Raw genomic sequence first — 12,088 nt, forward strand, 5'->3', positions numbered from 1 at the left:
GCCGCAGCCGCAGGCGCCGCGGCCGTGCCAGCGGCGGCCCCCGGCGCAGGCACAGCGGCGCGGACCCCCGCGCGCTGCGACGTCGGCGCCGCCACCACCACGGGTGCCGGCGGATCGACCATCGCCCGCACACGTCGCACCAGACGCTTCGCGCCCCGGATCGGCGCCCCGATGCCCAGCGCCACCAGCCCGAGCGGGCTGCGATCTGCCCCACCGAGGGCGTTCTTCCGCTCCCACGCGCGGCGCAGCACCCCACCGCGACTCCGCCGGGCCGGCGCCCGGTCCTCCAGGGCCCCGGCGTCCCGTCGGGCCATGAGCTCCACGAGCCGGTGCTGCCAGTCGTCCTCAGAAGCCGGGTGGAAGTAGTTGTCCCGCATCCACTCCGGCCGGACGACCCCGAACCGTCCATCGACCAGGTCGACGGCGTCACCCTCGAGGCCGCTCCCCACGAACACCTCGTTGATCAGGTGCCGCCCGATGCCGAAGTCTGTCAGCGTGAGCGCGGCGACGCCCCGTGCCGCCGCCTCGAGCACCGCGGTCGAGCTGATGGTCACGAGTGCCACCGCCCGGTCGAGGTGTTCGGCCATCGGCCCGCTCTCCACCACGAGGTTGGTCGGCGCGTCCGCGGGCACCAGGTCCGGGTAGGGGTGCTCCTCGCGGTGCGTCTGGTGCTCGCCGGCAGCAGCGCGCGTCTTGATGACGACGCGCCACTCCGGGTGCGCCCGCGCCGTCTCGACCAACCACCGCACGACGAGCGCCCGGTCGGCCCGCTCGGACGGCACACTCGGCTGCGCGGCGAAGACGACGGAGTCGCGAACCGTCCCACCGACACCGCCGACAGGATCGGTCGCGCCGGCACTGCCGGTCACCCCGGCACGCCGCGCGAACGGCAGCGTTGCGAGCGCGAAGTGCGGCTCGACGCCGCCCTCGCGCGCCATCTCCTCGTACGCGCGGACCTCACGGTGGCTGTGGAGCACGAACAGGTCGGCTCGGGCGCGGAAGAAGATGCCCTTCCACTTCGACGGGAACGAGATCCCCGGCAGCCCCGACACCAGCACCGGCCGGTGCGGGATCCGCCGGTGCACCTCGTCGATCACGAGTTCAGCCACCGGTCCGATCAACGACACCAGGACGGCGTCCGGCGGGTCCTGTCGGAGCTCCTCGACGACGGCGTCGACGTCCTTGGGTGCGGGTGGTTCGCGGTGCAGGTGGGCGAGTCGCCGGTCGAGCCCGCGGAACGCTGACCGCAGCTGCTTCGGACTCGCCGACCGCGGGGTCGCCACGGTGCGCAGCTCCAGGTCCCAGTCCGCCGGGGCGCTCGCCAGCAGGTGCGCGCCCCACTTCGCGAACGAGTCGGTGTCGACCAGGCCGACCACGCGTCGGACGCGCGGTGACGCGTCGGACGGGAGGCGCGCCTCCAGTCCGTCTGTCGGCGCACCACCGTCACCCGGCCCGTCCAGGGCACCGGTCCCGTCGACCGGGCCGGTCACGTCACCTCGTCGGGCGGCGCCGGTCACGCGCCGACGCGACGCAGCTTCGCGAGCGGTGCCTGCTCGCCGGGGAAGATGCGCTTCACGCCGTCGCCGAGGGCGGTCTCGATGATGCGGATGTCGCGGGCGAGCGTCTTGAGGCCGTGCGGCTCGAGCGACGCGGCGTGGTCGGAGCCCCACATCGTGCGGTCGAGCGTGATGTGGCGCTCGACGGCCGTGGCGCCGAGGGCGACCGCGGCGATGGAGATCTGCAGGCCGGGCTCGTGGCCGGAGTACCCGACGGGGACGCCCGCGTACCGGTGGGCGAGGGTGTCGATCATGCGGAGGTTCGCCTCCTCGGCCGGCAGCGGGTAGGTCGACGTCGCGTGCATGAGGACGAGACGGTCGGTGCCGAGGGTCTCGACGGCGGCGTCGATCTGCTCGAGCGTGGACATGCCGGTCGACAGGATGACGGGCTTGCCGGTCGCGGCGACGGCGGCGAGCATGCCGAGGTCGGTGACGGACGCCGAGGCGATCTTGTAGGCGACGACGTTGAGGTCCTCGAGGAAGTCGACCGACGGCTCGTCCCACGGCGACGCGAACCAGTCGAGGCCGCGGAGGGTCGCGTGGTCGCCGATCTCGATGTACTGGTCGCGGTCGAACTCGACGCGGTAGCGGTACTCCAGGTAGGTCATGTCGCCCCACGGGGTGCTGCGCGGGGTGTTCTTCATGTGCTCCGGCGTGGAGATCGCGGGGGTGCGCTTCTGGAACTTCACGGCCTGCAGGCCCGCGTCGGCAGCGACGTCGATGAGCTGCTTCGCGATGTCGACGTCGCCGTTGTGGTTGAGGCCGATCTCGCCGATGAGGTACGCGGGGTGGCCCGCGCCGATCGTGGACGTACCGATGGTGACGGTCATGGTGCTCCGTTCGGTGCGGGGGTGGCCCGCGTCGGGGATGGGTCTCGGGTCGTGGTGGCTGTCGGGGCCGGGGCCGGGGCCGGGGCTTCGGCGAGGGCTTCGGCGAGGGCCAGGTCGGCCTCGTCGTCGATGTCGATCGCGCCGGCACCGTCGACGACGGCCAGCTCGACGCGGCCGTGGAACCGGTGCCGGTTCTCGAGGAACCCCGCCGTCCGCATCACGTAGAAGGCGCCGGTCTCGCGGTACTCGGGCTCGCGGTCCTGCCGACGGGGCCTGGTCGCAGCGTCGTGGTTCACTGCGACCGCCGTGCCATCCGGGGCGGTCCGCCACAGGAACGCGTGTGACGGAGCGGCGGCGAACACCGCATCGGCGTGCCCGTCGACCACGCGCGCGACGGCGGCGTCGAGGTCGGCCGGGTCGATGAACGGCGAGGTCGCCTGCAAGAAGACGAGGACCTCGGGCAGCGGCGTGCTGATCGCGTCGAGGACGTGCAGCAGCGCGGACTCCGAGGACGCCTCGTCGCCGGCGAGCTCGGGTGGACGGCGGACCACGGCGGCACCGGCGGCGACGGCCTCGGCGGCGATGGCGTCGCCGTCGGTCGTGACGACCACCTCGTCGATGCGCGCGGAACGTCGTGCCGATTCGACCGCTCGACGGACCAGCGAACGACCCGCGACCGTGCGGAGGTTCTTGCCGGGGATCCCCTTCGACCCGGCACGGGCGGGCACGACGGCGAGGACGGAACCGGTGGTGCGCATGCTCCGGACGCTACGAAGCGCGGGTGTCGTGGAGGGGAACGGGGAGCAGACGGTGGCCGACCGTTGGGCGACCGCCGAGCCCTGTCGCGGCGACGCGGCGGGGCGTGCATCGAGCGTCTGAGGGCCGCTCGCCGCTACAATCGACGCTGCTCGCCTCCGTAGCTCAGTGGATAGAGCAGGTGGTTTCTACCCACCGTGCCGCGGGTTCGATTCCTGCCGGGGGCGCCGAAGACGAACAGGGCCGCCATCCTCTCCGGATGGCGGCCCTGTTCTCGTCGTGCTGGCTACTACTCGTCGTGCTGGCTACTGCTCGTTGTGGTGGCTGTTACTCGTCGTCGTCCGCGGCGCGGCGTCGGAGCTCGGCGGCGCTGATCGGCTGCGTGTACGGCGCCTCGGACGTCTCGTTCGCGTCGGCCGGCTCTGCGGGGGCCTGGTTCAGCCGCGTCGGGACGGACGTGGTGTTCGTCGCGCCGGGGGTGTCGACCCGGGGTGCCGAGGCGGGCGGGACGTGGTTCGCGGGTGCCCGGTTGACGTGTGCGTCGGCTGCGGTGGGCGTCGCGACGGGGCGGTCGGACGAGGACGGGCGGTCGTTCCGCGGTGCGCGGTCGGTGTCGCCGAAGGCGCGGGTGGCGCTGGCGTCGTCCACGACCTCGGTGTCGTCCGTGCCGCGGCCCTGGGGGGAGCGGGCGGGCGAGGTCGGGGTACCGAGCGTCGGACGGACCTGTGGTGCAGCCTCGTCGTCGCCGTAGACGCGGGTGGTGTTGTCACCGAAGGAACGCGTGGCGTTCGGGTCGGTGGTGCCGCGGTTCGGGTTCGTGCCCGCACCGCGGTTCACCGAGAACGACGGGGTCGTCCCGCCGGCAGCAGCCGGTGCAGCAGCACCGGGCGCAGCAGCACCGGGGGCGGCAGCGGCCGGTGCCGGAGGAGTCGAGGGTGCGGACGCGGGGCGCTGCGCCGGACGCAGCGAGGTCGTCGTCGGGGTGGGACGCTCGGCGGGAGCGGCCGGGGCCGTTGCCGTCGCCTGCGCCTGCGCCTGCGTGCGCGGGGGTTCGGCCTGGTCGGCGTTCCAGTCCTGCTGGCGCTTGATCAGGTCGGCGTCGGGGTCCGGGGACTCGAACTTCCAGCGCTCGAGGTCTGCCTTGAAGAGCTTGCGGGCACGGCTCGGTCGCGCCTGCCAGTCGAGCAGGCGGTCTCGGAACTCGGCGAGGGACTGGTCGGCCTGGAAGCTGAACGTCGACGAGTTCTTCTTGATGTCGGCGATCTCGTGCTGTGCCCAGTTGGCAGCCAGCGGCGCGCCCTGCACGGGGAGCAGGCGTAGCCGGATGTCGGCGTCCTCGGCGAGGTGGTCGGCGTAGGCCCGCTCGTCGTGTCCGAGCGATCCCCACGCAGCTGCCTTGCGCGCAGCCGTCAGGATCGCGGCGACGGCCGCGTTCTTCGATTCCCGCTCCTGCAGCGCCACGACCCGCTTCGTCGCGCTGCGCCCGATGAGCGCCGCGATGACGCCCGCCACGACGATGGCGACGAAGGGGATCACAGCGCCCGAGAGCACCCGCCAACCCGTGTCGGACGAAGTCCAGTCGGTCAGGTCGTTCCACCAGTCCATGCGCGCACCATACCCACGGAACGTTCAGGCGTCGGGGAGGCCGGACGGCGTTCCGCGCATCCCACCGCAGATGATTCCAATCTGGAACATCATGACCAGCGCAGGGTGTCCACGGCGTCGTCGGCCGACCACACGCTCGGCAGCTCGACGAACCGGCGCTCGGTCGCGACGTACCGGCGGGCACGGTACGCGGTGTCGCCGGCGACGTCGATGCGGTCGACGTACCCGACGATCTCGCCGTTGGCCCGGGTGACCCGGCTCAGGTCGTCGCGGACGTCGAGGATCCGGTAGTCGCCCCGGGCGCGGGCCAGCGGGACGGTGCGGATCCGCAGTGCGGGTTCGGTGATGGTCTGCATCGCTGGCCTCCTGGTCGGTGTGAACCCGACGCTACGGCGGACCACCGACACGCCGAGGGGTGCCATCAGATCTGGGGAACAGGGTCTCCGCGCACACTGTTGTGGAGGAACGAGGCGGCTGCATCTGCGGCCCGGAGAGAGGGAGTGGCCATGACCACGTTCGTGCTCGCAGGTGGATGTTTCTGGTGTCTCGACGCCGTGTACCGCACGCTCCAGGGTGTGCAGGACGTGGTGTCCGGCTACGTCGGCGGACACGTCGAGGAGCCCTCCTACGAACTGGTGTGCACCGGCACGACGGGGCACGCCGAGGCGGTCGCCGTGACGTTCGACGAGTCGGTGATCCCCGCCGACGTGATCCTCGACGTCTTCTTCACGCTGCACGACCCCCGTCAGCTGAACCGTCAGGGCGCCGACGTCGGCACGCAGTACCGCTCGGCGATGTTCCCGGCCGACGACGCGCAGCGCGAGCTGTTCGAGCGCGCGATCGAGCGGGCTTCCGACATCTGGGACGGCGGCATCGTCACCACCATCGAGCCGCTCTCGACGTTCCACCGCGCCGAGGAGTACCACCAGGACTTCTTCGCGAAGAACCCGGGCCAGGGTTACTGCCTCGCAGTGGCGCTGCCCAAGGTGAACAAGGTCCGGAAGGCCTACAGTCAGTACATCCTGGCGTCCTGACCCCGGGACGGCAGGGCCACAAGGAGGTGGTTCGAACATGACGGACAACACGGGAACCTGGGTCGCCATCGGTCCGGCCGGCGCGGTGGGCAGCATCCACCGGGCGGCGGACGGCTTCCAGGTCGAGCTCTACGGACGTCGACGGGCGGGCGGGCCCTACCCGTCCCTCGACTCCGCGAAGGGTGCGGTCCACGCCGCGCTCGGACCGTTGGCCGCCCGGCCCGAGTTCCGAGCCCACTGAGCGGGTCCGGACAGGAGGCCCGGGGGACTCGTCCTCCACAGGTCGCCTGATCGGGTCCACACGCCACAGATCGAGCCCGGGGCCGCTGATGCAGCCCCGGGCTCCGTGACGATCGACGCATGAACGACATCATCACCGTCTGCGGAATCGTCGCCACCGAGCCCCGGCACCTCGTCACCGAGACCGGCATCGCCATCACGAGTCTCCGACTCGCGTCGCCCTCACGCCGTTGGGACCGGGCAACCGCCGCCTGGGTCAACGGCGCGACCAACTGGTACACCGTCACCGCGTTCCGGTCGCTCGCATCGAACGTGTTCAAGTCCCTGAAGAAGGGCGACCGGATCGTCGTCGCCGGCCGGGTCCGCATCCGCACGTGGGAACGCGACGGTCGCGGTGGGACCTCGGTCGAGATCGACGCCGACGGCATCGGGCACGACCTGGCGTGGGGCATCAGCAACTGGGTCAAGGTGCCTCGACACACCTCGGACTCGGCGGTGACGCCGGGTGTCACCCCGGACGTCGACCCCCGGACCGGCGAGGTGCGCGGCCCGACCCCGGACGAGCCCGGGTCGGCTCCTGGGCACGACCAGGCCCGGGCGGACGGCGATGAGCCGGTCGATCACGTCGAGCCCGACCACGTCGATCGGGACGACGAACACGACCACGATCTCGACGACGCCGGTCGGGTCGACGGCCTGCGCGCCCTGGACGCACCCGAGGAGCACGAACGCACGGCCGCGTGATGCCCGTCGCGCGGATCAGTGTCCGACGATCACCAGCGCTGGGTGATCATGCCGATGCCCGCCACTTCGGTCGTGTCCCAGTTGCCGCCCTTCGGCAGGCCGCTCACACGGCCGTCCACCCAGAACGTCGCTCCCTGGACCGCCGGCGAGTTGACCTGGCGTGCCTTCAGGCCGTGGAACGAGAAGTTCGTGTTCCACGTGCCCTGCAGACCGCTCACGCCGGGCTTGTTGCGCACCGTGATCTTCACGTTGCGCATCGACGAGTGGACGACGTCGCCGTTCAGGCGGCCGTTCCCCTCGACGTTGAAGAACAGGCGCCCCTTCAGGTTCAGGCCGACCGCCGCGATCGTGTGGCCGTTCGCGAAGAAGGTCCCGACGTTGTTCGGGTAGAAGCGGAGTCCGACCGGGGTCACGTTGTGGGTCGCCGGGCCGAGGTAGCCGTACGTGAACTTGCCGTTCTGCACGCGCTCCCAGATGAACCGCGGCGCACCCTTGCTCACGGTGGACCCCTTGTCGGACTGGATCCCCACGGAGAACGCGTTGTTGTAGGCGTCGTGCACGTTGATGTACGAGGAGTACCCGGTGCCGGCCCCGCCCTGGGTGATGTTGGCGGTGTACTCGACCAGCGGAGTGCCGTGCGGGGCGACGGTGGCTGCCGATGCCGTCGCGCCGGTGGGTGCGACGAGACCGACCGCGAGTGCGACCGCTCCGACGAGGGGGAGTGCGAGCCGGCGGATTCGTGTTGTGGGCATGTCCCTGATCCTGATCTCCGTGTGGACGACGAGGCCTCTGGTGGAAGGCGAGGCAACCGTACGTCGAAGTGTGCCGATGCAACACCCCTTGTGCGCGTTCCGGCAGCGGGCCGGGTTCAGTAGACTCATCGAGATATGGCTGAGTACATCTACCAGATGGTCCGCGCCCGCAAGGCGGTCGGCGACAAGCTGATCCTCGACGACGTCACGATGTCGTTCCTCCCCGGCGCCAAGATCGGCGTCGTCGGACCGAACGGTGCTGGCAAGTCGACGATCCTGAAGATCATGGCGGGTCTCGACCAGCCGTCCAACGGCGAGGCGAAGCTCACGCCGGGCTTCAGCGTCGGCATCCTCATGCAGGAGCCGGAGCTCGACGAGAGCAAGACCGTGCTCGAGAACGTGCAGGAAGGCGTGGGCGAGATCCACGGCAAGCTCGCGCGCTTCAACGAGATCTCGGCGCTCATGGCCGAGCCGGACGCCGACTTCGACGCGCTCCTGGCCGAGATGGGCACGCTGCAGGAAGACATCGACGCCGCTGACGCGTGGGACCTCGACTCCCAGCTCGAGCAGGCCATGGCCGCGCTGCAGTGCCCCCCGGGGGACGAACTCGTCACGCACCTGTCCGGTGGTGAGAAGCGCCGCGTCGCGCTCTGCAAGCTGCTGCTCCAGAAGCCCGACCTGCTCCTCCTCGACGAGCCCACCAACCACCTCGACGCCGAGAGCGTGCTCTGGCTCGAGCAGCACCTGCAGCAGTACCACGGTGCCGTCCTCGCCGTGACCCACGACCGGTACTTCCTGGACCACGTCGCCGAGTGGATCGCCGAGGTCGACCGCGGCCGCCTGTACCCGTACGAGGGCAACTACTCGACCTACCTCGAGAAGAAGCGCGCTCGCCTCGAGGTCCAGGGCAAGAAGGACGCCAAGCTCGCGAAGCGCCTGTCCTCGGAGCTCGACTGGGTCCGGAGCAACACCAAGGGCCGTCAGGCGAAGTCGAAGGCCCGTCTCGCCCGCTACGAGGAGATGGTCACCGAGGCCGAGCGCACCCGCAAGCTCGACTTCGAGGAGATCGTCATCCCGGTCGGCCCGCGTCTGGGTTCGCAGGTCATCGACGCCGAGCACCTGCGCAAGCAGTTCGGTGAGCGCGTCATCATCGGCGACCTGTCGTTCACGCTGCCCCGCAACGGCATCGTCGGCGTCATCGGCCCGAACGGCGTCGGCAAGACCACGCTCTTCAAGACGATCGTCGGGCTCGAGCCCCTCGACGGCGGCACGCTGAAGATCGGTGACACCGTCCAGATCTCCTACGTCGACCAGACCCGTGGCGGCATCGACCCGAACAAGAACCTGTGGGAGGTCGTGTCCGACGGACTCGACTACATCCAGGTCGGCAAGACCGAGATCCCGTCCCGCGCCTACGTGTCGCAGTTCGGCTTCAAGGGCCCGGACCAGCAGAAGCGCGCCGGCATCCTGTCCGGTGGTGAGCGCAACCGTCTGAACCTGGCGCTGACGCTCAAGCAGGGTGGCAACCTGCTGCTCCTCGACGAGCCGACCAACGACCTGGACGTCGAGACGCTCGGCAGCCTCGAGAACGCCCTGCTCGAGTACCCCGGTTGCGCCGTGGTCATCACCCACGACCGGTGGTTCCTCGACCGCATCGCCACGCACATCCTGGCGTGGGAGGGCCTCAACGAGGACGGCACGCCGAACTGGTACTGGTTCGAGGGCAACTTCGAGGCCTACGAGGAGAACAAGATCGAGCGCCTCGGCGCCGATGCCGCGAAGCCCGGGCGCGCGACGTACCGCAAGCTCACCCGCGACTGACCCTCGTGGCGAGACTGCACGCTCCCATCCGCATGCGGTGGAGCGACATCGACGCCTACGGTCACGTCAACAACTCCGCGATGCTGCGCCTGTTCGAAGAGGCGCGCATCGTGGGGTTCTGGGGTGCGGACCCGGGTGAGGACCCGGACGGCGACCTGCCCGAGCCGATCATCGACGGTCGGCCCGGTTCGGGCACCATGACGGTGATCGCCGGCCAGCGCCTCGAGTACCTGGAGTCGATCCCGTACCTCCGTCAGCCGCTCGACATCCAGATGTGGATCGGGCGGCTCGGGGGTGCGAGCATCGACGTCTCGTACGAGGTCTGGTCGCCGGCGGGACAGCACCCGGCTGTCCTGTACACCCGGGCGACGACCGCGCTCGTGATGGTCGACGCGGCGACGAACCGTCCGCGCCGACTGACCGACACCGAGCGGGCCGCGTGCGAGCGCTACCTCGAGGAACCGGTGCAGTTCAGCCGGCCGTAGGCACCCGCATCATGCCCTCCTGGGCGACGGTGGCCAGCAGCTTGCCGTCACGGGAGAACATCCGGCCGAACGCGAGTCCCCGTCCGCCCTGTGCGCTCGGCGACTCCTGCGTGTACAGGATCCACTCGTCGGCGCGACCGTCGCGGTGCCACCACATGGCGTGGTCGAGGCTCGCGCTCTTGACCCCCGGAGTGCCCCAGGCGACGCCGTGCCGCCGCATGATCGGCTCGAGGATCGACAGGTCGCTCGCGTACCCGAGCACCGCACGGTGGAGCGCCGGGTCCTCCGGCAGGTCGCCCTGCACCCGGAACCAGACCGCCTGGTGTGGCACGTGCTCGCCCTGCACATCGACGAACACCGGTCCCTCGACGTGTCGCAGGTCGATGGACCGCGCGGCCCAGGCACGTGCGACCGGGTGATCGATCGCGGACAGGATCGACGCGGCCGACGGCAGGGACTCCGGGTCCGGGGTGTCCACCGGGTACGGGTCCTGGTGCTCGATGCCGGTGTCCGGCACCTGGAAGGACGCGATCATCGAGAAGATCGGGACACCCCGCTGGTAGGCCTGCACGCGACGGGCCGCGAACGACCGGCCGTCGTGGATGCGCTCGACGCCGAAGGTGATCGGCACGTCGATGTCGCCGGGACGCAGGAAGTAGCCGTGCATCGAGTGGACGTCGCGTCCCTCGATCGTGCGCTGCGCGGCGACGATGCACTGCGCCAGGACCTGGCCGCCGAACACCCGTCCGCCGGGGGACCAGTGGCTGGCACCGGTCAGGATCGTCTCGCCCGTGCTCGCGCCGGTGTCCTCGAGTCGCAGGGTCCGCAGGAAGTCGGGTTCGCCGTTCACGCTGTGCAGTCTACGAACGGCTGCCCGCCGCCGTCGCAGGTCGTCGCGCCCAGGCTGCGCGGCGCCGATGGCCGGTAGGATCGGGGACGACATGGGCAACTCGTTCACGCTTCCCGACGCCGCCTCACTCGGTGACCTCCGCACGTACCTCGGACGTGCCGCTCGGATCGAGGACGGCTCGGTCCGGCTCATCGCCGACTCCGGCGTCCTGGCCGTCTACACGGCGATCCTCTACCCGCTCGGGCTGCTCGACGAACTGCCGACGGTGCTCGGGCTCCGCACGTTCTCGCTCACCGAGCCCGCGTCGATCGACACCGTGGTCCCGCTGCAGTCGCTCCTCGAGCGCCTCCGCCTGCTGGCCGAGGCGCAGGACGCCGAACACGCCGAGGGTGCCGACCCGACGCGGGCCACCCCGATCGAGGTCGAGCTGCCGCACGAGGTGCACACCGTGACGTGGGCGGCCATCTCCCCGCCCCGCGGTGGCTGGGTGCCGCTGCCGGACGTCTCCCCGGAACTCCTCCGCCGGGCCACCCGCGACGGGATCGCCGAGGTCGCCGATGCGGTGCCGTCCAACTCGGGCGAGGCCATCGTCCGGCGGATCCGTGCCGAGGTCTGGGGCCGACCGGTCCCGGGCGTCGAACACCTGCCCGCCGGTGCGGGCTTCGCAGGCGAGAGCCTCGGGTTCCTCGGGCACGACCCGGTCCGGCTGTTCGAGACGGGTCCGTGGAGCCGACTCACGACCTCGCGCGGCCACGTGCTCGTGAAACGCCGCGCCTGGACCCTGACCTCCTAGCGACGACGACGCCGACGCCGCCGACGGCTACGGCGACGCCGCCCGGCCGCCGTGGTTGGCTGGCCGCATGCACGTCTTCCTCACCGGCGCGTCCGGCTACATCGGCTCCTCCGTCCTCCGCTCCCTCGTGGCCCACGGCGACGAGGTGACCGCGCTCGTCCGGTCCGACGAGAAGGCCCAACACGTCCGTGACGCCGGTGGTCGGGCACTGGTCGGCGACGTCACCGACACCGCCGTCGTCGAACGGCTGCTGCACGAGAGCGACGGTGTGGTCCACACGGCATCGGCGCCCGGCGTCGACCCGGACTTCATCGGCACCGCGATCGGTGCCCTGGCTGGCACACCGAAGCCGTTCGTGCACACCGGTGGGATCTTCACCTTCGGCGACTCGACGGACATCTCCGAGCAGTCGCCGCTCGACCCGCCGGCGTTGACCGCCTGGCGCGGACCGAACGAGGCCCTGCTGCGGGCGAGCGACGTGCGGAGCACCATCGTCGCCCCCGGCATCGTGTACGGGCGCGGCGCCGGCATCCCGGCGATGTTCGTCAGCGACGGCGAGCAGCCGGTGCGGCTGGTGGGTGACGGCTCCCAGCGGTGGACGACGGTGCACGTCGACGACCTC

The 12,088-nt window shown here is 70.9% G+C and carries 14 protein-coding genes and 1 tRNA gene; 8 read left to right on the plus strand and 7 right to left on the minus strand.

Translation table 11 applies throughout. The features are described 5' to 3' along the window. The 3 genes from BIU89_RS18530 to BIU89_RS11425 form a co-directional block, all read right to left on the minus strand. A partial coding sequence (locus BIU89_RS18530; RefSeq protein WP_071246632.1) for a DUF6716 putative glycosyltransferase occupies positions 1–1,490 on the minus strand: 1,490 nt, incomplete at its 3' end. 23 nt (positions 1,491–1,513) lie between these two features. After that, positions 1,514–2,386, minus strand: coding sequence for an N-acetylneuraminate synthase family protein (locus BIU89_RS11420; RefSeq protein ID WP_017886049.1), 873 nt, complete (start codon positions 2,384–2,386; stop codon positions 1,514–1,516). Then, the gene (locus BIU89_RS11425) at positions 2,383–3,144 is read right to left on the minus strand and encodes an acylneuraminate cytidylyltransferase family protein (RefSeq protein ID WP_071246633.1); all 762 of its coding nucleotides are present in this window, start codon (positions 3,142–3,144) and stop codon (positions 2,383–2,385) included. The genes BIU89_RS11420 and BIU89_RS11425 overlap by 4 nt, the downstream gene beginning before the upstream one ends. 152 nt (positions 3,145–3,296) lie before the next feature. Here BIU89_RS11425 and BIU89_RS11430 point away from each other — a divergent pair. After that, a tRNA-Arg gene (locus BIU89_RS11430) sits at positions 3,297–3,369 on the plus strand. A gap of 100 nt (positions 3,370–3,469) precedes the next feature. Here the strand turns inward: BIU89_RS11430 and BIU89_RS11435 are convergent. Together BIU89_RS11435 and BIU89_RS11440 are read right to left on the minus strand one after the other, a co-directional pair. Then, positions 3,470–4,747 (minus strand): hypothetical protein, encoded by a 1,278-nt coding sequence (locus tag BIU89_RS11435; RefSeq protein WP_071246635.1) that lies wholly within the window; start codon positions 4,745–4,747, stop codon positions 3,470–3,472. 89 nt (positions 4,748–4,836) lie between these two features. Continuing rightward, a complete protein-coding gene (locus BIU89_RS11440; protein ID WP_017886047.1) occupies positions 4,837–5,103 on the minus strand; it encodes a hypothetical protein in 267 nt (88 codons plus the stop codon). A gap of 150 nt (positions 5,104–5,253) precedes the next feature. Here BIU89_RS11440 and msrA point away from each other — a divergent pair, with 150 nt between their 5' ends. From msrA to BIU89_RS11455, 3 genes are all read left to right on the plus strand, one after another. Beyond that, positions 5,254–5,781, plus strand: a complete 528-nt coding sequence (gene msrA / locus BIU89_RS11445) for a peptide-methionine (S)-S-oxide reductase MsrA (protein ID WP_071246723.1) — start codon at positions 5,254–5,256, stop codon at positions 5,779–5,781. Positions 5,782–5,818: 37 nt separating this feature from the next. Then, positions 5,819–6,022 (plus strand): hypothetical protein, encoded by a 204-nt coding sequence (locus BIU89_RS11450; protein WP_071246637.1) that lies wholly within the window; start codon positions 5,819–5,821, stop codon positions 6,020–6,022. Positions 6,023–6,141: 119 nt separating this feature from the next. Continuing rightward, positions 6,142–6,765 carry a single-stranded DNA-binding protein gene (locus BIU89_RS11455; RefSeq protein ID WP_071246639.1) on the plus strand — a complete coding sequence of 208 codons (624 nt, stop codon included), beginning with the start codon at positions 6,142–6,144 and terminating at the stop codon, positions 6,763–6,765. 29 nt (positions 6,766–6,794) lie between these two features. On the opposite strand, the gene BIU89_RS11460 is transcribed toward BIU89_RS11455, so the two are convergent. After that, complete coding sequence (locus BIU89_RS11460) at positions 6,795–7,517, minus strand: hypothetical protein (RefSeq protein WP_071246641.1); 723 nt, start codon at positions 7,515–7,517, stop codon at positions 6,795–6,797. A gap of 135 nt (positions 7,518–7,652) precedes the next feature. Here BIU89_RS11460 and ettA point away from each other — a divergent pair, with 135 nt between their 5' ends. Both ettA and BIU89_RS11470 read left to right on the plus strand, forming a co-directional pair. Further along, positions 7,653–9,338, plus strand: coding sequence for an energy-dependent translational throttle protein EttA (ettA, locus tag BIU89_RS11465; RefSeq protein ID WP_027464653.1), 1,686 nt, complete (start codon positions 7,653–7,655; stop codon positions 9,336–9,338). A gap of 32 nt (positions 9,339–9,370) precedes the next feature. Then, on the plus strand, positions 9,371–9,823 hold the full coding sequence (locus BIU89_RS11470; protein WP_071246643.1) for an acyl-CoA thioesterase: 453 nt from the start codon (positions 9,371–9,373) through the stop codon (positions 9,821–9,823). On the opposite strand, the gene BIU89_RS11475 is transcribed toward BIU89_RS11470, so the two are convergent. Beyond that, the gene (locus BIU89_RS11475; protein ID WP_083404324.1) at positions 9,810–10,673 is read right to left on the minus strand and encodes an acyl-CoA thioesterase; all 864 of its coding nucleotides are present in this window, start codon (positions 10,671–10,673) and stop codon (positions 9,810–9,812) included. The two genes, BIU89_RS11470 and BIU89_RS11475, sit on opposite strands and share 14 nt — an antisense overlap. A 91-nt stretch (positions 10,674–10,764) precedes the next feature. Between BIU89_RS11475 and BIU89_RS11480 the strand changes: the two genes are divergently transcribed. After that, positions 10,765–11,466, plus strand: a complete 702-nt coding sequence (locus BIU89_RS11480; RefSeq protein ID WP_027464656.1) for a hypothetical protein — start codon at positions 10,765–10,767, stop codon at positions 11,464–11,466. A 67-nt stretch (positions 11,467–11,533) separates the two neighbouring features. Further along, positions 11,534–12,088: NAD(P)H-binding protein (locus BIU89_RS11485; RefSeq protein WP_139179012.1), on the plus strand; the 555-nt coding region annotated here is incomplete at its 3' end.

It is taken from the genome of Curtobacterium sp. MCBA15_005 (genome assembly GCF_001864855.1).
In the GTDB taxonomy this organism is placed as follows: domain Bacteria; phylum Actinomycetota; class Actinomycetes; order Actinomycetales; family Microbacteriaceae; genus Curtobacterium; species Curtobacterium flaccumfaciens.